Annotated in this window: 22 protein-coding genes; all 22 read left to right on the top strand. The window is 62.4% G+C overall.

Annotated elements, in window-relative coordinates; all coding sequences use genetic code 11:
* Positions 1–26 precede the first annotated feature (26 nt).
* The 22 genes from H3S97_RS04960 to H3S97_RS05065 all read left to right on the top strand — a co-directional run bounded on the left by H3S97_RS04960 (position 27) and on the right by H3S97_RS05065 (position 19,576).
* The gene (locus H3S97_RS04960; protein ID WP_198177837.1) at positions 27–2,009 is read left to right on the top strand and encodes an AMP-dependent synthetase/ligase; all 1,983 of its coding nucleotides are present in this window, start codon (positions 27–29) and stop codon (positions 2,007–2,009) included.
* A gap of 3 nt (positions 2,010–2,012) precedes the next feature.
* A complete protein-coding gene (locus H3S97_RS04965; RefSeq protein ID WP_015021747.1) occupies positions 2,013–2,495 on the top strand; it encodes a peptide deformylase in 483 nt (160 codons plus the stop codon).
* Between the two features lie 225 nt (positions 2,496–2,720).
* Entirely contained in the window at positions 2,721–3,590 is an 870-nt protein-coding gene (rpsB, locus tag H3S97_RS04970; RefSeq protein ID WP_198219835.1) for a 30S ribosomal protein S2, read from the top strand.
* Between the two features lie 27 nt (positions 3,591–3,617).
* On the top strand, positions 3,618–4,469 hold the full coding sequence (gene tsf, locus H3S97_RS04975; protein WP_198219836.1) for a translation elongation factor Ts: 852 nt from the start codon (positions 3,618–3,620) through the stop codon (positions 4,467–4,469).
* A 218-nt stretch (positions 4,470–4,687) separates the two neighbouring features.
* Positions 4,688–5,443: a UMP kinase gene (gene pyrH / locus H3S97_RS04980; protein ID WP_198184115.1), complete on the top strand. Its 756-nt coding sequence runs from the start codon at positions 4,688–4,690 to the stop codon at positions 5,441–5,443.
* A gap of 115 nt (positions 5,444–5,558) precedes the next feature.
* Positions 5,559–6,113, top strand: a complete 555-nt coding sequence (gene frr / locus H3S97_RS04985; protein ID WP_110412761.1) for a ribosome recycling factor — start codon at positions 5,559–5,561, stop codon at positions 6,111–6,113.
* Between the two features lie 26 nt (positions 6,114–6,139).
* Positions 6,140–7,129 carry a phosphatidate cytidylyltransferase gene (locus tag H3S97_RS04990; protein ID WP_198219837.1) on the top strand — a complete coding sequence of 330 codons (990 nt, stop codon included), beginning with the start codon at positions 6,140–6,142 and terminating at the stop codon, positions 7,127–7,129.
* A gap of 44 nt (positions 7,130–7,173) precedes the next feature.
* Positions 7,174–8,361 (top strand): 23S rRNA (adenine(2503)-C(2))-methyltransferase RlmN, encoded by a 1,188-nt coding sequence (gene rlmN, locus H3S97_RS04995; RefSeq protein WP_198219838.1) that lies wholly within the window; start codon positions 7,174–7,176, stop codon positions 8,359–8,361.
* A gap of 114 nt (positions 8,362–8,475) precedes the next feature.
* The gene (gene hisF, locus H3S97_RS05000; RefSeq protein ID WP_198219839.1) at positions 8,476–9,252 is read left to right on the top strand and encodes an imidazole glycerol phosphate synthase subunit HisF; all 777 of its coding nucleotides are present in this window, start codon (positions 8,476–8,478) and stop codon (positions 9,250–9,252) included.
* Positions 9,253–9,391: 139 nt separating this feature from the next.
* Positions 9,392–9,805, top strand: coding sequence for a phosphoribosyl-AMP cyclohydrolase (gene hisI / locus H3S97_RS05005; RefSeq protein ID WP_198177830.1), 414 nt, complete (start codon positions 9,392–9,394; stop codon positions 9,803–9,805).
* A gap of 64 nt (positions 9,806–9,869) precedes the next feature.
* Positions 9,870–11,975 carry a tryptophan synthase subunit beta gene (gene trpB, locus H3S97_RS05010; protein ID WP_198219840.1) on the top strand — a complete coding sequence of 702 codons (2,106 nt, stop codon included), beginning with the start codon at positions 9,870–9,872 and terminating at the stop codon, positions 11,973–11,975.
* The gene (gene trpA, locus H3S97_RS05015; protein WP_198219841.1) at positions 11,975–12,874 is read left to right on the top strand and encodes a tryptophan synthase subunit alpha; all 900 of its coding nucleotides are present in this window, start codon (positions 11,975–11,977) and stop codon (positions 12,872–12,874) included. The genes trpB and trpA overlap by 1 nt, the downstream gene beginning before the upstream one ends.
* 37 nt (positions 12,875–12,911) lie before the next feature.
* On the top strand, positions 12,912–13,823 hold the full coding sequence (lgt, locus tag H3S97_RS05020) for a prolipoprotein diacylglyceryl transferase (RefSeq protein ID WP_198177827.1): 912 nt from the start codon (positions 12,912–12,914) through the stop codon (positions 13,821–13,823).
* 90 nt (positions 13,824–13,913) lie between these two features.
* Complete coding sequence (gene rpe / locus H3S97_RS05025; RefSeq protein ID WP_029678892.1) at positions 13,914–14,579, top strand: ribulose-phosphate 3-epimerase; 666 nt, start codon at positions 13,914–13,916, stop codon at positions 14,577–14,579.
* A gap of 31 nt (positions 14,580–14,610) precedes the next feature.
* Positions 14,611–14,874: a phosphoribosyl-ATP diphosphatase gene (locus H3S97_RS05030; RefSeq protein WP_046322855.1), complete on the top strand. Its 264-nt coding sequence runs from the start codon at positions 14,611–14,613 to the stop codon at positions 14,872–14,874.
* 50 nt (positions 14,875–14,924) lie between these two features.
* Positions 14,925–15,776, top strand: a complete 852-nt coding sequence (hisG, locus tag H3S97_RS05035) for an ATP phosphoribosyltransferase (RefSeq protein ID WP_198219842.1) — start codon at positions 14,925–14,927, stop codon at positions 15,774–15,776.
* 4 nt (positions 15,777–15,780) lie between these two features.
* Positions 15,781–16,395: a CDP-alcohol phosphatidyltransferase family protein gene (locus H3S97_RS05040; protein ID WP_198219843.1), complete on the top strand. Its 615-nt coding sequence runs from the start codon at positions 15,781–15,783 to the stop codon at positions 16,393–16,395.
* On the top strand, positions 16,388–17,344 hold the full coding sequence (locus tag H3S97_RS05045; protein ID WP_198187040.1) for a DUF881 domain-containing protein: 957 nt from the start codon (positions 16,388–16,390) through the stop codon (positions 17,342–17,344). The genes H3S97_RS05040 and H3S97_RS05045 overlap by 8 nt, the downstream gene beginning before the upstream one ends.
* 1 nt (position 17,345) lies before the next feature.
* Positions 17,346–17,678, top strand: coding sequence for a small basic family protein (locus H3S97_RS05050; protein ID WP_015021764.1), 333 nt, complete (start codon positions 17,346–17,348; stop codon positions 17,676–17,678).
* A 4-nt stretch (positions 17,679–17,682) separates the two neighbouring features.
* Positions 17,683–18,516: a DUF881 domain-containing protein gene (locus H3S97_RS05055; protein WP_198179559.1), complete on the top strand. Its 834-nt coding sequence runs from the start codon at positions 17,683–17,685 to the stop codon at positions 18,514–18,516.
* A gap of 6 nt (positions 18,517–18,522) precedes the next feature.
* A complete protein-coding gene (locus H3S97_RS05060) occupies positions 18,523–18,966 on the top strand; it encodes an FHA domain-containing protein (RefSeq protein WP_015021766.1) in 444 nt (147 codons plus the stop codon).
* A gap of 13 nt (positions 18,967–18,979) precedes the next feature.
* Positions 18,980–19,576 (top strand): MerR family transcriptional regulator, encoded by a 597-nt coding sequence (locus H3S97_RS05065; RefSeq protein WP_198219844.1) that lies wholly within the window; start codon positions 18,980–18,982, stop codon positions 19,574–19,576.
* The last annotated feature ends 75 nt before the right edge of the window (positions 19,577–19,651 follow it).

The raw sequence follows: 19,651 nt of genomic DNA on the forward strand, positions 1-19,651 counted from the left end.
GCGGGTTGACCCATATGATGGTGGGTATGTTGCGTGAATATACGGTCGAGCTTCAACACCCGACGACGGACAAGGACACCATCTATTCACTCCTGGCAAAACGCACCGCCCGCGACCCTGAGGAGCTGGTTGCCCAGTGGCAGGATCCCATGACCAGAAACTGGCATGATGTCAAGGCCGGGCAGATGTCCGCACGGGTTCGCGCCGTGGCCAAGGGCATGATGGCCTTGGGCGTGGAAAAGGGCAGCACCGTGGTCATCTATGCCTCCACCAGCTATGACTGGGGGGTCACGGACTTCGCCTGCGCCGCCATCGGGGCGGTCTCGGTGCCCATCTACGAGACCGACTCGCCCAGCCAGGCCCAGAAGATCGTTCAGGATGTGGACTGCGTCCTGGCCTTCGCCGGCGACTCGGAGCATGCGCAGATCCTGGAGCAGGTCCGGGGATCCTCGCCCAAGCTCAAGTATGTCTTCAACTTCGAGGCCGGGGGCCTGAACGCGGTCAGCGAATTCGGCCAGGGGATCGACGACGAGCGCCTGGATCAGGCCATTGCCCAGGTCAAGGCCGACGATCTGGCCACCATCGTCTACACTTCGGGCTCTACCGGTGAGCCCAAGGGCGCCATGCTCTCCAACCGGAATTTCGTCCACATCGTCTTCGTGGGCTGGGATGTGCTCTACCACATGCTGGCAGCGCCCTCCCGCCTGATGCTCTTCCTGCCCCTGGCCCACTGCTTCGCCCGCTACATCCAGTACGTGGCCATCGGTGCCCAAGGTGTGGTCGGATACGTCTCCAACGCCAAGCACCTGCTGACCGACCTGCGCACCTTCCGGCCCACCTATCTGCTGGGCGTGCCCCGTGTCTTCGAGAAGGTCTACAACGCCGCCTCCCAGAAGGCGGGCACAGGTCTGGCCGGCAAGGTCTTCGCCAAGGCCACCAGGCACTTCATCAAGTGGTCCAAGGATGAGCAGGAGGGGCGCGGTCACTCGCCGCTGACCCGCCTGGCCCATGCCTTCTACACCAAGACCGTCGGCAACACAATCGAGTCCGCCCTGGGCTCCAACCTGAGTTACCTGGCCTGCGGCGGCGCGCCCATGAATGCCGACCTGGCCCACTTCTTCAACGGGATCGACGGGATCACCTTCATTCAGGGCTATGGGATGACCGAGACGGCGGCCCCCTGCATCGTCAACTTCGAGGATGCCAACGAGGTGGGGTCGGTCGGCCGACCAGGCTCGGGCATCACGGTCAGGCTGAGCGACGACGACGAGCTTCTGGTCAAGGGCCCCAGCGTCTTCATGGGCTACTACCACCAGCCCGAGCTGGATTCCACCGTCCTTGATAAGGACGGCTGGCTGCACACCGGTGATCTGGCCCAGATCGACGACCAGGGCTTCGTCTTCATCACCGGCCGCAAGAAGGACGTCATCATCACCGCTGGCGGCAAGAACGTCAGTCCGGCTCCCCTGGAGGATGTCATCAGCACCTGCCCGATTGTCTCCCAGGCCGTGGTCGTGGGCGACGGCAGGCCCTTCGTCGGTGCCCTGGTCACCCTGGATGCCGGTATGCTCAAGTCCTGGCTGACCTCCCAGGGTCTGGACGCTGACATGAGCATGGAGCAGGCCAGCCGTAACGATGCCATCCATGCCTTCATCCAGCAGTATGTGGACAAGGCCAACTGCAACGTCTCGCGTGCCGAGTCGGTGCGCAAGTTCCTGGTGCTGGACAAGGATTTCAGCCAGGAGGACGGCACCCTGACCCCCAGCCTGAAGGTCGTGCGCCCCGAGGTGCTCCGCCAGTACGCCGAACTCGTGGACAAGGTCCTCTATGCGCCCAGGACGCCGGCCAAGCCCGCCGCCAAGGAGAACGACATCGTCAGCAGGGCACGGACCACCATGAGTGATTCCCTGGCCAGCATGACCGGACGCAAGCGTGATGGCCGCCAGGAGGAGGAAGCGGCCCCAGAGGACGAGAAGGACGGCCGCGACGGCCGGGATGACGAGGAGTAAGCAGTGGCGATTCGTACAATCAGAGTGGTTCCCGATCCGGTTTTGCGCACTCCCTGCGATCCTGTGACCAGCATCACCCCGGCTGTGCGCAGTCTGGTGCGTGATCTGGTGGACACTGTCGACGATCCAGGCAGGGCAGGCCTGTCGGCCAACCAGATCGGCGTGGGCCTGCGCGTCTTCTCGTATAACATCGGCGGCAAGGTGGGCTACATCATCAATCCGGTCATCGACAAGACCTCAGGCGAGCAGTATGGCGAAGAGGGATGCCTGTCCCTGCCCAACCTCTGGTATCCGACCAGGCGGGCCGATTACGCCCGGGCCCACGGCATCGATCTGGATGGCAAGACGGTGACCCTCGAAGGCCATGGCATCATGGGGCGGATGATCCAGCACGAGTGCGATCATCTGGACGGCCATGTCTATGTGGATCGGCTGGAGAGCGATGTTCGCCGTAAGGCCATGCAGCAGCTGAGATCAGCCAGGTAGGCAGAGGGTGAACATGATACCCGAGGTCATTGGGCTCGGGTATCATGGTAATTCGGCGTGTCATTGCGCAGGTCCGCTGTCACGGGTGGGCAGGCGCGCCAAGAGTATTCCCGAACACACGCCGCGAATTCGCGCCATGTCCGCGACGTCCTGTGTCGGTCGGCTCCCCGGAGTTGCACGCAGGTGCACATGGCCAGGCAATAACCGACAATGAAAGGTACGGACATGGCACAGATCACCATGAGCGAAATGCTGAAGGCCGGCGTCCACTTCGGACATCAGACCCGTCGTTGGAACCCCAAGATGAAGCAGTACATCCTGATGGAGCGCAACGGCATCCACATCATCAACCTCTTCAAGTCGCTCGGTCTGATCGACCAGGCCTATGACTTCATCAAGCAGACCGTGGCCCACAACGGCACCGTGCTCTTCGTGGGGACCAAGAAGCAGGCCCAGGAGGCCATCAAGGCCCAGGCCACCCGGGTGAACATGCCCTACGTCTCCGAGCGCTGGCTGGGCGGCATGCTGACCAACTTCCAGACCGTGACCAAGCGGGTCGGCCGCTTGAAGGAGCTGGAGGAGATGGACTTCGACGACGTGCACGGCTCGGGGCTGACCAAGAAGGAGCTCCTGCTCCTGCGGCGCGAGAAGGACAAGCTGGAGCGTCAGCTGGGCGGCATCCGCAACATGAGCCGCACCCCTTCGGCCCTGTTCGTGGTCGACATCAACAAGGAGGCCCTGGCGGTCTCCGAGGCCAACAAGCTGGGCATCCCGGTGGTGGCCCTGGTGGACACCAACACGGATCCTGAGCTCGTCACCTACCCCATTCCCGCCAACGACGATGCCATTCGCGGCGTCGAGCTGCTGACCCGGCTCATGGCCGATGCCGTGGCCGACGGTCTGCTGGAGCGCTCCGGCAAGGCCGCAAAGACCGAGGAGGCCTCCGACCAGCCCATGGCCGAGTGGGAGAAGAACCTGCTGGAGAACAAAGACGGACAGCCTCAGGAGCAGGCCCAGGATGCCGCCCAGGCTCCCCAGGCCGAGCAGCCCGCGCAAGAGCAGCAGGAGACCCCCGCTGCCGATCAGGCCGCCTGAAATCTGACGTCTAGATAGGAGAGTTTCATGGCAAAAATCACCGCTGCACTGATCAAGGAGTTGCGTGATCAGACCGGCGCCGGCATGATGGACGTCAAGAAGGCCCTGACCGAGGCCGAGGGCGACATGGCCCGCGCCAAGGAGATCATCCGCGCCACCGGCATCCAGGCCGCAGGCGCCCGCGAGGGCCGCAAGGCTCAGGAGGGCCTGATCGCCTCCACCGTCGTCGAGGGCGGACAGGGCCAGATCGGCTATGCCGTCGAGCTCAACTCCGAGACCGACTTCGTGGCCAAGACCCCTCAGTTCGTCGAGTTCGGCCAGGAGGTCATCGACGACGTGGCCAAGGCTGATGCCTCCAACGTCGAGCAGGTCGATGCCGCTCCGTCCAAGTCCGGCACCGTCAAGGAGACTGTGGAGGAGGCAGGCGCGCTCTTCCATGAGCACGTCAAGGTCGGCCAGGTGGCCCGGGTCGAAGGTCCCCGTGTGGAGATTTACGCCCACCGCAAGTCCGTGGAGATGCCCCCCTCCATCGTGGCCATGATCGCCACTGATGAGGCCGGCGCCCAGGTCGCCCATGAGGTGGCCCTGCAGATCTCCGCCATGAGCCCCAAGTGGCTCAGCCGCGAGGATGTGCCCGCCGACGTGGTGGAGTCCGAGCGTCGTGTGGCCACCGAGAAGTCCCAGGCCGAAGGCAAGCCCGAGAAGATCATTCCCAAGATCGTCGAGGGGCGCCTGAACGCCTTCTTCAAGGAGACCGTCCTGTTGGAGCAGCAGTACGTCAAGGACAGCTCCAAGACCATTGGCGACCTCTTCAAGCAGGCTGGCGGCAAGGCTCTGGCCTTCGCCCGTCTCGAGGTCGGCAAGGGCGACGAGGAGTAGTGAGCAGTCCGGCAATGTCGTGGGTCGTCTCGCCCGATCCTGTCTGAGGGATGGGCAGACGGCCGGCACTGATGGCAGGGGAGTGGCCTTCGTGGTCGCTCCCCTTCCTTTGTCCTGGGTCAATTCCCAGGGCCTGCTCAGGTAGGGGTTGTCGCCCAGCCCCGATACCCTATTAGCGGCGTATTCCGCCCGTCATCATGTCTGGAGAAAGGGCTTTTATGACCGGATCCGATTCAGCGCAAAACCCAGCAGCGCCTCGTCGTGTGCTGCTCAAGCTCTCCGGAGAGGCCTTCGGGGGAGGCGAGGTCGGCATCGACGTGCAGGTGGTCAAGCGCGTGGCCAAGGAGATCGTCCAGGCGGTGCAGAGCGGCGTGCAGGTCGCCATCGTGGTTGGCGGAGGCAACTTCTTCCGCGGAGCCGAGCTCAGCCAGGCCGGAATCGAGCGTTCGCGCGGCGACTACATGGGCATGCTGGGCACGGTCATGAACTGCCTGGCCCTGCAGGACTTCCTGGAGCAGGACGGTCAGGCCACCAGGGTGCAGACAGCAATCACCATGGGCCAGGTGGCCGAGCCCTACATCCCGCTCAAGGCCATCCGCCACCTGGAGAAGGGGCGTGTGGTCATCTTCGGTGCAGGATCAGGCATGCCTTACTTCTCCACTGACACGGTCTCCATCCAGCGGGCCTTGGAGATTCATTGTGTCGAGGTCCTGATGGGCAAGAACGGTGTGGACGGCGTGTACACGGCTGATCCGCACAAGCAGGCTTCTGCGCGCATGTTCACCAACCTGAGCTACCAGCGGGCCCTGGTCGACAATCTGGCCGTCATGGATGCGGCAGCCCTGTCCATGGCCCGTGACAACGACATGCCCATCCGAGTCTTCGGACTGGAGGGTGAAGGCAACGTGACTGGAGCGCTCAAAGGCCAGCGCCTGGGCACCCTGGTCCACGGCGGTCCCGATCGCACCCTGTGACCGGTAGCGGGCACACCCCGCGCCGCTTGGCCCCTGTGGCCCCATGGCCGTAGAGTATAAGAATGACGGACCTCGCGCGCACAGGCGGATGGGTCCATACAGCAAGGAGCAGATCATGACCACAGTGGTGGACCAGGCCGGAAGGCAGATGGACAAGAGCATCGAGGCGACCAAGGAGAACTTCTCGGGGATCAGGACCGGGCGTGCCAACCCCTCCTTCCTCAACGACATCATGGTGGAGTATTACGGCACTCCCACACCCATCAAGTCGCTGGCATCCATCGGCGTCCCAGAGCCCCGCACCCTGGCTGTCACCCCCTTCGATCCCTCACAGGCAGGCGCAGTCGAGAAGGCCATCCGCGACTCGGACCTGGGCGTCAACCCCAGCCGTGACGGCAACGTCATCAGGGTCACGATGCCCGAGCTGACCGAGGAGCGCCGCCGGGACTACGTCAAGCTGGCCAAGAACAAGGCCGAGGAGGGCAAGGTGGCCGTCCGCAACATCCGGCGCAAAGTCAAGGAGGAGCTGGAGGCCAAGGTCAAGGACGGCGACCTGGGCGAGGACGAGGGCAACCGGCTGCAGAAGGAGCTGGAGACCGTCACCAAGCAGAAGAACGACACGATCGACCAGCTCCTGGATGCCAAGGAGAAGGAGATCCTCGAGGTCTGATCCCGCCTGGGGAGGATCCACACTTCATGAGTACCAAGGAAAGCTCTGCCGAGAATGCAAGTCAGGATGCCGTCGCAACCCTGAACAAACGAACCGGACGCAACATGCCGCAGGCGGTGGCCACCGGCGCGCTTCTGGTGGTCATCATCCTGGCCTGCATCCTGGTGCGCATCGACGCATTCATCTACCTGATCGTGATCTTCATGACCTTAGGGCTCTGGGAGCTCAGGGTGGACTTTGCCACGGCGGGCCTGCATATACCGGTGGTCGAGCTCTGGGTCTGTTCGGCGGCCACCATGCTGGCCTCCTTCTACGCGCCTGACCATGTGGCGGTCATGACCGCTGGAGTTCTGGTCACCGCCCTGGTCGGGGCTCTTGCGGCCACGCGCAACCATCATCTGGGCGATCGGCTGGCCAAGGCGGTGAACGCCAAGCTGTCGGGCAAGGACGCGCAGACCATGGCCGATGCATCCTACGGCACCGCAGAGGGGGAGCCCCGTTCAAGCAGCCTGGCCAATGTGGGCGTCACCCTCTTGACCGTTGTCTACATCACCCTCCTGGCCTGTCTGATAACCCTGCCCACCACCTTCGGCGGGCATCCTGCCGCACACGCCTTCATGGTGATTTTCCTGCCTGCCTTGAGCGATATCGGCGGACTGCTCTTCGGCTCGCTCTTCGGCAAGCACAAGATCTCGCCCCGTATCTCTCCCGGCAAGTCCCTGGAGGGGCTGGCAGGCTCCATGCTCTGCTGCCTGATCGGCGCCCTGGTCATCTTTGCGGCCACCTACCCCATGGCGGATTGGGGACGGATCTGGTGGGTCGCCCTGCTCATGGGCATCATGGTCGGAGCCACAGGCACCCTCGGGGACCTGAGCGCATCCTTGATCAAACGCGACCTTGGGATAAAGGACATGGGCCACCTGCTCAAGGGTCACGGCGGGGTACTGGACAGGGTGGATTCGATCCTCATGTCCGCGCCATTCATCACACTGGTGCTTTTGATCACCGGCCTGTGACCGGAATTGATGGTCGGATGACTGATACAGGATGAGGTAGAGGTATGACAGATGTCGATTTGACCGGTGTCGAGCCTGAGACCGGCATCACCCCGGGAGGCAGGGACGGCGCCTTCCGGGACGTTCTGGCGGTCGACCATGCCCGACGGGGCAAGCCGCCGCGCCACTTTACCGACATGGACCAGAAGGAGCGCCAGGAGGTCTGCGCCCAATTGGGCCTGCCTAAATTCCGGGTCTCGCAGCTGGCCAACCATTACTTCAATCATCTGTCCACCAACCCGGACGACTTCACGGACTTTCCCTCGGCCAGCCGCCAAGAGGCCGCACACCGCTTCTTCCCTGAGCTGATCACCCCGGTCACCGTTCAGAAGGCGGATCAGGGGACGACCATCAAGACCCTCTGGGAGCTCTTCGACGGGTCCAGGATCGAGTCCGTGCTCATGCGCTACCCTTCCAGGGCCACACTCTGCATCTCCAGCCAGGTCGGCTGCGGCATGGGTTGCCCCTTCTGCGCTACAGGTCAGCTTGGGTTGACCAGGAACATGTCGACCGGCGAGATTCTGGAACAGGTCAGGGCCGCCTCCCGGATGATGCGGTCCGGACAGGTTGCCGGAGGTCCGGGGCGCCTGAGCAACATCGTCTTCATGGGGATGGGCGAGCCCATGGGCAACTACCGGGCTGTCCTGTCCGCAGTCAGGCAGATCAGCGCCCTGCCGCCCAAGGGATTCGGCATCTCAGCCAGGAACATCACCGTCTCCACGGTCGGCGTGGTCCCCGGCATTCGCAAGCTGACCCGAGAGGGAATACCGGTCCGTCTGGCCGTCTCCCTCCATGCCCCCAGCGACAAGCTGCGCGACGAGCTGGTTCCCATGAACCGCCGCTTCAACACCACCCAGGTCCTGGACGCGGCCCACGACTACTATCTGGCCAGCGGCAGGCGGGTCAGCATCGAGTACGCCCTGATGCGCGGCATCAACGACCAGGCCGAGCATGCCCGCCTCCTGGCCAAGCGCCTCAACCACTACGGGGACGACTGGGCGCATGTCAACCCCATACCCCTGAATCCGATTGAGGGGTCTCGCTGGACTGCATCCAAGCCCGAGGACGAGCAGCGCTTCCTGGACATCCTCCACAAGGCCGGCATCACTGCAACCATGAGGGACACCCGCGGATCTGACATCGACGGTGCCTGCGGGCAGCTGGCAGCCAAGGCCGTCAAGCTTCAGGCCTGATTCAGCGTTATGCAATGTGGTCATGCCATAGTGTGGACATGTCATGGTCTTCGGACACTGCAGAAGCTAAGGTCGTGACTCAAACAAATCGGTTCAGGCAGGAAGGCAGGTCGCATGACGGTAGCGGTTCGTGTCATTCCCTGCCTTGATGTCGACCAGGGCCGTGTGGTCAAAGGCGTCCACTTCAAGAATCTGCGCGATGCGGGTGATCCGGTCGAACTGGCTTCGGCCTACTACCGCCAGGGAGCTGACGAACTGACCTTCCTGGATGTGACCGCTTCAGGCAGCGGACGGGCCACCATGGTGGACCTGGTCAAGAGCACCGCCGACCAGATCTTCATTCCGCTGACCGTCGGCGGAGGCGTGCGCAACCCGCAGGATGTCGATACCCTCCTGCGGTCAGGCGCCGATAAGGTCGGCATCAACACGTCAGCCATCGCCAATCCGCAGGTCATCGGCGACATCGCCCAGCGGTTCGGCCGCCAGGTTCTAGTCCTTTCGGTCGATGCCCGTCGATCTGATGCGCAGGGCATTACCTCAGGATATGAGGTGACCGCCATGGGTGGCCACCAGTCCACCGGCATCGATGCCATCGATTGGGTCAAGCAGGCCCAGGAGCTCGGGGCCGGTGAGATACTCCTCAATTCCATGGATGCGGACGGCACCCGTCAGGGCTTCGATCTGGAGATGATCGCCGACGTGCGCAAGGTCGTATCACTTCCGCTCATCGCCAGTGGAGGGGCAGGCAAGGCCGCCGATTTTCCTCCTGCTGTCAAGGCCGGGGCCGACGCGGTTCTGGCGGCTTCCGTCTTCCATTTTGGCCAGGTTTCCATCAAGGACGTCAAGCAGGCGCTTCATACGGCCGGGTATCCGGTTCGATGGCAGGCCTGAACCAATCCCGCAGATAATTTCGGCACCGCACGGTGCTTGGCATTTGTAAGCCCTGTCGGCAGCCATCGGGGAACCATACCCATACCATAGACAATCAACCGACAAGGTCATGTCGAACAAATCAGGAGAACGAGGATCAATGTCACAGTCTTCGAAGGACCGGGAAGCACGTTTGGATCCGAGCATAGCGACCAGGCTCAAGAAGGATGCCAAGGGACTTGTGGCCGCTGTGGTCCAGCAGTATGACAGCCGTCAGGTGCTCATGGTCGGGTACATGGATGAGGAGGCCTTGAGACGGACCCTGACCACGGGTAGGGTCACCTTCTGGTCCCGCTCCAGGCAGGAATACTGGCGCAAGGGAGACACCTCCGGGCACGTCCAATACGTCAAGGGAGTCAGCATCGACTGCGACGGGGACGCGCTGCTTATCGAAGTAGACCAGGTGGGGGCGGCCTGCCACACCGGACACAGGTCGTGTTTCGAGGCCGGAGGACCCTTGCCGGCGGTGCAGGGCAACCGTACGCAGGCACAAATGCAGAGCGAGGAAGGGTAATCCAGTGCAGAAAGACGCTAAGGTTGTGGCAGGGAATATACAGGAAACTGGAGGGAAGGGCTCTATGACCGTCTTGGATGAACTGGTGGCCGGCGCCGTGGAGGATGCCAGGGGCCGGGTACAGAAGATTCCCTTGGAAAGCCTCAAGCAACAGGTCAGGAGTATGAAGCGCAAACCCCTGGATGCCGGCCGACTGCTCAGGGAGAGCGTCGGCATTCCGATCATCGCGGAAATCAAGCGCGCCTCGCCCTCCAAGGGGTATCTTGCCGACATCAAAAATCCCGCCGCACTGGCCCGGCAGTATGCCAACGGGGGTGCCTCTGCCATATCGGTGCTGACCGAGGGCAGACGCTTCCTGGGGTCCTTGGAGGATCTGCGGCAGGTCAGGCAGGCCGTGGGCATTCCCGTGCTCAACAAGAATTTCATTGTCTCCGACTACCAGGTCTGGGAGTCCAGGGCCAATGGGGCCGATATGATCCTGTTGATTGTGGCGGCCTTGGATGACACCCGTCTCAAGCACCTGCTCGACCTGGCCGGGAGACTGGGCATGACCGCTCTGGTCGAGACGCATGATCGACAGGAGATCGAGCGGGCCATTGCGGCCGGCGCCAGGGTGATCGGCATCAACGCCCGGAATCTGAAGGACCTGAGCGTCGACATCGACCAGTATGCCCGGCTGGCCTCCAACCTGCCCAAGGACGTGGTCAAGGTGGCCGAGTCCGGAGTGTTCGGCACGGTCGAGCTGGAGCGGTACGCCCGTGCCGGGGCCGATGCGGTCCTGATAGGAGAAGGACTGGTCACCTCCCAGGACCGGGAGGGCACCGTCCGCTTGCTGGTTCAGGCCGGTCACCGCTTCAAGGCCGCCGAGGCCAGGCCCCTGTCGACCCATGACGGGCCCTATTTCGGCCCATATGGCGGACGTTTCGTACCTGAGGCCCTGGTTGGTGCCCTTGACGAGCTGGAGCGCGTCTACAAGGAGGCCAAGGCCGATCCGGCCTTCCGCGAGGAGTTGAACAGGCTCAACCGGGTCTATGTGGGGCGTCCCTCGGCTCTGACGCCGGCTCCCAGCTTCGCCAAGCTGATCAGCGATCGGGTCGGCGGCCAGGTCAGGGTATTCCTGAAGAGGGAGGATCTGAACCACACGGGCGCCCACAAGATCAACAACGCCCTGGGCCAAGGGCTCCTGGTCAAGCGTATGGGCAAGACACGCGTCATCGCGGAGACCGGAGCCGGTCAGCACGGCGTGGCCACGGCTACGGTCTGCGCCCTCCTGGGCTTCAAGTGCCGGATCTACATGGGCCAGATCGACGCCCGCAGGCAGGCCCTGAACGTGGCCAGGATGCGGATGCTGGGGGCCGAAGTAGTGGAGGTGACCACCGGGACCAGAATTCTCAAGGACGCCATCAACGAGGCCCTGCGCGACTGGGTGACCAACGTGGAGTCCACCCACTATCTGCTGGGCACGGTGGCCGGCCCCCATCCCTTCCCGACCATAGTCAGGGACTTTCAGAAGATCATCGGCGAAGAGGCCTCCGCACAGCTTTCCGCATATGGCATCGACCATCCTGACGGGGTTGTGGCCTGCGTGGGCGGAGGCTCCAACGCCATCGGCATCATGAACACCTTCCTGGACGATCCCCGGGTCTCCCTCTACGCATACGAGGCCGGTGGAGACGGCCCCAGCTCGGGCAAGCACGCCATCCGCCTGTCGCCAGACACAGGACAGGTCGGCGTCTTCCAGGGGACCAAGTCCTATCTGCTGGAGGACGACCAGGGCCAGACCATGGATACCTACTCCATCTCCGCCGGCCTGGATTACGCCTCGGTGGGGCCCGAGCACGCCTGGTTGCACGACATGGGCCGGGTCAAGTACGACTATGCGACCGACAAGGAGGCCATGCAGGCTTTCAGCGACCTCTGCCGGACCGAGGGCATCATCCCTGCCCTGGAGTCCTCGCACGCCTTGGCCGGAGCCAGCAAGGCGGCCACGGACCTTCTGCGCAAGGGAATCAGGAATCCTGTCATTCTGATCAACATCTCGGGCAGGGGCGACAAGGATGTGGCCACGGCGGGTAGATGGTTCGGCTACCTGTCCGAGCAGGAGGCCAGCGCTCTGGAAGCCCAGGCCGGGCACGGCAAGAGCGATCAAGCAGAAGAGGAGGCCCGTTGATGGTCAACCAGCAATGGCAATGGCAGAAAGCCCCCGTCCAGCCCGTTCAACCCGTCCAACCCAAGGGGCTCAGTCGCACGGCCAGTCCGGTGGCGTCCACGCTGCAGGCCCTCCGCCAGCAAGGCAGGCCGGCCTTCATCGGTTACTTCCCCTATGGATTCCCCGACGTGCCCACATCGCTGGAGGCCATGCGGGTCATGGTGAAAAGCGGGGTCGACATCGTCGAGATCGGACTGCCCTACAGCGACCCGGTCATGGATGGTCCGGTCATTCAGGCGGCCAGCAAGTGCGCCATCGACAATGGCGTCAAGGTGGAAGGCGTCTTCGATGCGGTCCGTCAGGTCCAGGCGGACGGTGCAAGGGCTCTGGTCATGAGCTATTGGAATCTGATTCTGCATCACGGCGTGGCGGATTTTGCACAGCGCATGGCCGAGGCAGGCGGGTCAGGTCTGGTCACCCCGGATCTGATCGTCGACGAATCCGGGGAATGGATAGAGCAGTCGGACCGCTATGGCCTCGATCGGGTCTACCTGGTCTCGCCAGACTCCACCGATGCGCGTTTGCAACTCACCTCCCGAGCCGCCAGGGGCTTCGTCTACGCGACCTCCCGGATGGGCGTGACCGGCGAACGGACCAGCATGTCCAACTCGGCTCAGAACCTGGTGGCGAGAGTCAGGCATGCGGGAGCTCCGTATGTGTGCGTGGGCATCGGGGTTTCGACCGCCCAGCAGGCCTCCCAGGTCGGCGCCTACGCGGATGGGGTCATCGTCGGCTCGGCCCTGGTGCACTGTCTTCTGGATGACGAGGGCAGGCCGCGGAAGGACCGCAGAAAGGCTCTGGAGGCCCTGGCCGAGATCTGCTCCGACCTGCGCTGGGGCATATCCCAGGCCAGGAAGTGAGTGGGGCTGTAAGGCCCAGGGGCTAGATTGGAGCTTTATGACGCTTGCCTACATTCCATCGCCGGGAATATCCAGCTTTCAACTGGGGCCGGTCACCATCAGGTTCTATGCGCTGACCATGCTCCTGGCCATCATCGTGGCTGCCTGGATCACGGCCAGGCGCTGGAAGAAGGAGGGTGGCCGGACCGACCAGATTCTGGACATCGCCATCTGCGCGGTACCGGCCGGCATAGTCGGCGCAAGGCTCTACCACGTCATCACCACTCCGGAACGCTACTTCGGAGCTGATGGCAACCCAGCGGACATCCTGCGCATCTGGCGTGGGGGTCTGGGCATCTGGGGTGCCGTCCTCCTGGGAGCCCTGGCGGCCTGGGCCTGGTGCCGTCACAAGAATTATCCGACGGCCCTGCTGGCCGACAGCGTGGCTCCGGCCCTTCTGGTTGCCCAGGCCATCGGGCGACTGGGCAACTGGTTCAATCAGGAGCTCTACGGGGCTCCCACCACGCTGCCCTGGGGTCTGAAGATCGATGCGGCAGGTTCCGCCATCGGCAGCAGCGAACAGTGCTACGACGGGTCCACCTGCCCGACCGGCACCCTCTTTCAGCCCACATTCCTATACGAGATGATCTGGAACCTGATCGGCGCGGCCCTCCTGGTCTGGATCGGCCACAAGGCGGTGAATGTGCTCAAGGCCGGATCCCTCTTCGCCCTCTATGTCATGTGGTACACCCTGGGGCGCACCTGGATCGAGGCCCTTCGCATCGACTTCGCCCACGAATTCCTTGGGGTCAGGATCAACGTCTGGGTTTCCATGACGGTCTTCTTCCTGGCGGCTGCGGCCTTCGTCCTCATAATGCGCAAGGGCAAGCCGACCTCCCTGCTGTCCGAAAAGCTGAGGACCATCACCGAGCTCGAGGTGCGTCAGGAATCCGAGGCCCGGAGCAAGTAGGACAGGGGTCGGCCATCCAAGGGTCGGGACCTGTGCAATTGAGCCACAAACCGGCGCCACCGGTCTTCCGTACAACATAGAATAATCTCCATGAGCATTCAGATAGCACCCAGCATTCTTTCCGCCGATTTCGCCAACTTGGAGCGGGATCTCAAGGCTATTGCCAATGCCGATATGGTCCATGTGGATGTGATGGACCATCATTTCGTTCCCAACCTGACGCTTGGCGAGCCCGTGGTGGAGCGCATCTGCCAGGTGACCGACCTGCCGGTGGATGTGCATCTGATGATCGAGGACCCCGACCGCTGGGCCCCTGAATTCGCCAAGCTGGGTGTCGCCTCCGTCACCTTCCACACCGGAGCCGTCCATGCCCCGGTCCGTCTGGCCCGCCAGCTGCACGACATGGGGGTCAAGGCCTGCCTGGCCGTGCGCCCCGCCGAGCCTGTGGAGCCCATTTTCGATATTCTCGATGAATTTGACATGATTCTGGTCATGACCGTGGAGCCGGGCTTCGGCGGCCAGAAGTTCCTGGACAATCAGATGCCCAAGACCCGCCGCCTGCGTGACCAGATCACCGCCCGCGGCCTGAAGACCCACATTCAGGTGGATGGCGGGGTAAGCCCCACCACGGCTCCCATAGTGGCAGAGGCTGGGGCCGATGTTCTGGTGGCGGGCTCTGCGGTCTACGGTGCTGACGACCCGGCCAAGGCCATTGACCAGATCAGGCAGGCCGCTCAGGTAAGCTACAAGGACTGACAGGTTTCGCAGGAAGAATGGAGATAGCCAGATGAAGACCTTCGACGGGTTGTTTGAGGAGCTGACGACCAAGGCCAAGGAGCGCCCGGAAGGATCCCTGACCGTTGACGAGCTGGACAAGGGCACGCATTTCATCGGCAAGAAGATCAATGAAGAGGCCGGAGAGACCTGGATCGCTGCTGAGTACGAGGGCAAGGAGCGGACCGCCGAGGAGATGAGCCAGCTGCTGTATCACATCCAGGTCATGATGATCGATCGGGGCATCACCCTGGAGGATGTCTACAGGTATCTGTGACCCCCGTTCCCATCCCGCTGTAGATTCGCTTCCGCAATTAGGAGGTTACCGTGTTGAAGGTCGCGGTGCCCAATAAAGGCATGTTGTCCCAGCCCGCATGGAGGCTGCTGTCAGAGTCCGGCTATCGTCTGCGTTCCAACGAACGGCAACTGGTGGTCGATGACGTCGACAACGACATCCAGCTCTTTTACTTAAGGCCCAACGACATAGCGGTCTATGTCGGCCTGGGAACCATCGATCTGGGCATCACCGGACGTGATCTTCTGCTCAACTCCGGTACCGGTGCCGTCGAGGTCACGCAGCTGGGATTCGGCGCTTCCACCTTCAGGTTCGCCGCTCCGGAGGCCAGCTCCATCAGCACCTTGTCGGACGTGGACGGCAAGCGGATCGGAACCACCTTCGACCGGCTTCTTGAGGACTACCTGACCAGCAAGGGGCTCAAGGCCGAACTGATCCACCTGGACGGGGCGGTGGAGTCGTCGGTTCAGCTGGGAGTAGCCGACCTGATCGCCGATGTGGTCTCCACCGGCACCACCCTGCGCAACGCCGGGCTTCGGGTCTTCGGTGATCCCATTCTGAAGTCGGAAGGGATTCTCATCAGGTCGCCACGCCTGGATCCGAATGATGAACGGTTGGCAGTCATGTCCCGTAGGCTGGAGGGTGTGCTGACAGCCCGCCGCTATGTACTGATGGATTACGACATCCCGGTCGAGCGTGTAGCCATGGCTGTAGGCATCACGCCCGGGTACGAGTCGCCGACGGTCTCCTCCCTGCACGACAAGCAGTGGGCGGCTGTCAGGGCCATGGTCCCCAGGGACCAGGTGAACAACCTCATGGACCGGCTCTATGAGATTGGTGCGCGTGCCATCCTTGTAACAGCCCTTCAAGCTTCTAGAATGTAGTCGGATGGCACTGATCGATCGAATTTCACGCAGCAGGTACAGCCCTGAGCCGCGGTCCGTGATTCTCACGGTACCCAATGTGATCAGCATGCTCCGTATCCTGTCCATACCCCTTATTGCCTACCTGGTGGCCAATCGCCATCTGATCATCTCCCTGGTGGTCATGCTGATTTCGGCCCTGTCGGATGGGGTGGATGGGATCATTGCCCGTAGGTTCAACCAGGTCAGCAAGCTGGGGCAGATCCTGGATCCGGTTGCCGATCGCCTGCTCATTCTCTGCTCCGTCCTTGCCCTGAGCATCGCCTCCATACTGCCCTGGTGGCTTCTGGCCCTGGTCGGTGCGAGGGATGTGCTCATGGGCCTGCTGGTTCTGGCGCTGGCCCAGCACGGCTATGGCCCTCTGCCGGTCCACTTTGCTGGCAAGACCGGGACGGCCGTGCTCATGCTGGCTATACCTGCCCTTATCTTTGCGGATGTGGGCACTTCGGCCTTCTTCCGCTTCTTCCATCTTGTGGCTCTTGCGGCCGTCATCTGGGGTGTGGCGCTTTACTGGCTGGCGGGGCTGATCTACGCACGTCAAGGTATTGGACTGCTTCGTCGGGACGGCCATCATGACTGAGCCACAGATGACGCCTGAATCCTTCCCCGTGCCGCCCGACCGTGCCCTGATTCACCGCCGGGCGGCTTTTTCACATTCCACCGCTGGTCTGGACCGTCACTATGTGGATCAGGAGAGCTCCGAACCCGCCCAGGAGTCCATTCGTCGTCGCATGGCCGATGAGTCCCTGAGGCTGATCGATGATCTGACCAACCGTCCCATGGATCCCATGTTCGAGGATGCCCGCCTGCTGCCCGCTGAGCGCAGGTCGCCCCTGAGCGTCTGGATCAACAGGATCCTGGTCTTCGTCATCTGTGTGCTGGTCGGATTGGCCGGCACGGGCATTGTTCAGGTGTTGCACCGGGACCCACGTCAGAAGGTGCGCGAAAAGCTGATAACCCAGGTGGAAGCGGTCAGCAAGCGTGCCAACGACCTTAACGGGCAGATTTCAGACCTCAACGGCAATATCGACACACTGTCGGGTCAAGTGGGCGGCCAAGGCCAGAACAGCACCCAGACCGCCGATGATCTGACCAATGGTACCAGCAAGGTGCAGGGCCAGGGCATCGTCATCACCCTGGCCAACCCGATAGCCTCCAAGGATTCCCGGGACAACGCTGATCAGATCAAACTGGTCACGGACCAGGACCTGCAGTGGTTCCTGACCAAGCTCTGGTCTGCGGGAGCCGAGGCCATCGCCATCAACGGCAATAGAATAGGAACGCAGACCTCCGTGCGCACGGCCGGTCAGACCATCCTGGTGGGGACTGCCTCCATCGAGGCACCCTACAAGATCGAGGCCATCGGCGACCAGAGTGCTCTGTCTGATCTGATGGCTCGCAGCGATCTGCAGACTCGCCTGCGTGACCTGAAGAACGCGAACATCACCGTCAATGTGACCAAGCAGCGGCGCCTGAACCTGAACGCTGTAGGTCTGCCCAATCTGTCCTATGCCGGAAGGAGTCATTGACATGTCGGCAATTCTCGGCCTGATCCTAGGTGTGGTGGCGGGCATCTTCCTCAAGCCCGACATTCCCATCGTCCTGCAGCCCTACCTGCCCATCATGGTGGTGGCGGCCCTGGACGCGTTGATGGGCGCGGTCCGTTCCTACTTCGAGCGCAGCTTCTCGGACCGGGTCTTCGTGGTCTCCTTCATCTCCAACGTGATCACCGCCACTCTTCTGGTCTTCCTCGGCAACCAGCTGGGTGTGGGCTCCCAGCTGTCCACGGCCGTCATCGTGGTCCTGGGTATCCGCATCTTCTCCAACGTCTCCGCTATCCGACGGTTCATTTTCAAGGGGTGAGCACATGAGACACACCCTCAGGAAAAAGCGCGATGAACAGATGCCCGAGAGCATTCCGCCCAGGCGGCCTGGACGGGTCAGGGCTCCATCCGACGACACGCAGACCGGTGCTTTCCCGGTGGTTCGTCGGCGGCCTCTGCGCACACTCAACTCCAACGCCACCAGGGTCAGGCTGGTCACCAGCGTCCTGGTGGCCCTTATGTGCGCCCTGCTGGGCTTCGGGTACGCGGTCCAGGTGCGCAATAATCAGTCCTCCTACCAGAGCCTGTCCGAGGAAGAGCTGGTGCGGGTGCTGGACGAGACCAGCAACCAGGTCGACAAGCTGGAGGAGCGCAAGAGCCAGCTCAACCAGCAGCTGACCTCCATCAAGTCCGCCGCCGACAAGCAGAAGGAGGCCGCCCGCATCGCCCAGCAGAACGAACAGAGCAGCGGCATCCTGTCCGGACGGCTGCCGGCCCAGGGCAGGGGAGTGGTCGTAACGGTCACTGAGGACAGCGACCGCGTGGATGCCTCGACCATGTTCAACCTTATCGAGGAGTTGCGCAATGCCGGGGCTGAGGTCATATCCTTCAACGATGTCCGGGTAGTCACCAACACCTATCTGCTGGATACCCGCACCGGCCTGCAGTGCGACCACGCCAAGCTGCACAGCCCCTATGTCGTCAAGGCCATCGGGGATCCGGACAGCCTGCAGAATGCCATTCAGATAGCCGGGGGAGTAGGCTCGCGGATCAAGGTGCAATTCCATGCATCCGTATCAGTGGACCAGTCCGATAGTGTCAAAATCGACCAGGTTCGACGCGTGCAGGATTATCAGTATGCAAAGCCTGTAGAATAGGCAGTTATGACAGAACCTATTCCCACTGCGGGCGAGACGACCATCATCGGCATGCCGGCCCTGAATATTCCAGTCACCTCCAACGGTGACCGTCCACTGACCAAGGACGACCTGGAGACCATGGCCCGATTGCCTGAGGGTACAGCCCTACTGATCTCTACCAGGGGAGCGGTGTCGGGATCGCGCTACCTGCTGGACGAGGATCAGGTCAGTGTGGGGCGCGATCCGAAGGCGGACATTCTGTTGGACGACTCGACGGTCTCCCGCGCGCACGCCATTTTCGTTCGGACCGATCATGGCTTCCGTGTCGAGGACACGGGCAGTCTCAACGGCACCTACGTCAACCGTGAACGCGTGGACCAGGCCGACCTGCACAACGGCGATGAGATCATGATCGGCAAGTTCAGGCTGGTCTACTTCGATAATCGGGCAGTCATCTCCAAGAACTGACAGGGGGCTTGACATGGCCGAAGAGGCGCCGACGCTGGTCCAGGGTGAGCTCTTTTCGCCTGAGCAGGCCGAGGGCACGACCCGGGGCTACCGAGGCACGGTCGCGGCCAAGGTTGCCGGCATCACCTATCGGCAGCTGGATTATTGGGCTCGCAAACGGATTGTAGAGCCATCCATCAAGGCCTCGCACGGTTCAGGCTCACGTAGGCTTTATTCCTTCAAGGATGTGGTCATCCTGGCTGTCCTCAAGCGCCTCCTGGATGCCGGTGTCAACCTGGTCAACGCTACGAGCACTGTGGCTTATCTTGAGCGTCGGACCGTCGGCCAGCTGGAGCACGTGACCGTGGTCTGCGACGGCGACGAGGTCACCGAATGCTCAGGCCCCGATCAGGTATTCGCCTTGATGCAGTCCGGGCGTGCCGTCTTTGCTATCTCTGTGGGCGCAATCTGGCATCGCATGGATCTGGAATTGCAGACCTGCGACCATGTGGATTTGACTACCGGACAGCTGACACCGGGAATACCTGAGCGGCCCATCGATGAACTGACGGCCATGCGCCTGCGCCAGCGTCTGGAGCACCAGCATGAGCAGCGTCAGCGGGCTGCATGAATCGACGAGGACAACATTGGCGAACAGCGTATGGCGAGCTAAATAGGGGAGAAAAACAATAAATAATATGACATA

Source organism: Bifidobacterium choladohabitans (genome assembly GCF_016102005.1).
Taxonomy (GTDB): Bacteria; Actinomycetota; Actinomycetes; order Actinomycetales; family Bifidobacteriaceae; genus Bombiscardovia; species Bombiscardovia choladohabitans.

What these genes read in the sequence shown, in the direction of transcription:
- rpe (WP_029678892.1), top strand. Translation starts at nt 13,914, where the DNA reads ATGAGCATTCAGATAGCACCCAGCATTCTTTCCGCCGATTTCGCCAAC.
- pyrH (WP_198184115.1), top strand. Translation starts at nt 4,688, where the DNA reads ATGACCGGATCCGATTCAGCGCAAAACCCAGCAGCGCCTCGTCGTGTG.
- H3S97_RS05050 (WP_015021764.1), top strand. Translation starts at nt 17,346, where the DNA reads ATGTCGGCAATTCTCGGCCTGATCCTAGGTGTGGTGGCGGGCATCTTC.
- H3S97_RS05030 (WP_046322855.1), top strand. Translation starts at nt 14,611, where the DNA reads ATGAAGACCTTCGACGGGTTGTTTGAGGAGCTGACGACCAAGGCCAAG.
- H3S97_RS04960 (WP_198177837.1), top strand. Translation starts at nt 27, where the DNA reads ATGTTGCGTGAATATACGGTCGAGCTTCAACACCCGACGACGGACAAG.
- H3S97_RS05045 (WP_198187040.1), top strand. Translation starts at nt 16,388, where the DNA reads ATGACTGAGCCACAGATGACGCCTGAATCCTTCCCCGTGCCGCCCGAC.
- H3S97_RS05065 (WP_198219844.1), top strand. Translation starts at nt 18,980, where the DNA reads ATGGCCGAAGAGGCGCCGACGCTGGTCCAGGGTGAGCTCTTTTCGCCT.
- H3S97_RS05040 (WP_198219843.1), top strand. Translation starts at nt 15,781, where the DNA reads ATGGCACTGATCGATCGAATTTCACGCAGCAGGTACAGCCCTGAGCCG.
- trpA (WP_198219841.1), top strand. Translation starts at nt 11,975, where the DNA reads ATGGTCAACCAGCAATGGCAATGGCAGAAAGCCCCCGTCCAGCCCGTT.
- trpB (WP_198219840.1), top strand. Translation starts at nt 9,870, where the DNA reads ATGACCGTCTTGGATGAACTGGTGGCCGGCGCCGTGGAGGATGCCAGG.
- hisI (WP_198177830.1), top strand. Translation starts at nt 9,392, where the DNA reads ATGTCACAGTCTTCGAAGGACCGGGAAGCACGTTTGGATCCGAGCATA.
- lgt (WP_198177827.1), top strand. Translation starts at nt 12,912, where the DNA reads ATGACGCTTGCCTACATTCCATCGCCGGGAATATCCAGCTTTCAACTG.
- H3S97_RS05055 (WP_198179559.1), top strand. Translation starts at nt 17,683, where the DNA reads ATGAGACACACCCTCAGGAAAAAGCGCGATGAACAGATGCCCGAGAGC.
- frr (WP_110412761.1), top strand. Translation starts at nt 5,559, where the DNA reads ATGACCACAGTGGTGGACCAGGCCGGAAGGCAGATGGACAAGAGCATC.
- rpsB (WP_198219835.1), top strand. Translation starts at nt 2,721, where the DNA reads ATGGCACAGATCACCATGAGCGAAATGCTGAAGGCCGGCGTCCACTTC.
- hisF (WP_198219839.1), top strand. Translation starts at nt 8,476, where the DNA reads ATGACGGTAGCGGTTCGTGTCATTCCCTGCCTTGATGTCGACCAGGGC.
- rlmN (WP_198219838.1), top strand. Translation starts at nt 7,174, where the DNA reads ATGACAGATGTCGATTTGACCGGTGTCGAGCCTGAGACCGGCATCACC.
- tsf (WP_198219836.1), top strand. Translation starts at nt 3,618, where the DNA reads ATGGCAAAAATCACCGCTGCACTGATCAAGGAGTTGCGTGATCAGACC.
- H3S97_RS05060 (WP_015021766.1), top strand. Translation starts at nt 18,523, where the DNA reads ATGACAGAACCTATTCCCACTGCGGGCGAGACGACCATCATCGGCATG.
- H3S97_RS04990 (WP_198219837.1), top strand. Translation starts at nt 6,140, where the DNA reads ATGAGTACCAAGGAAAGCTCTGCCGAGAATGCAAGTCAGGATGCCGTC.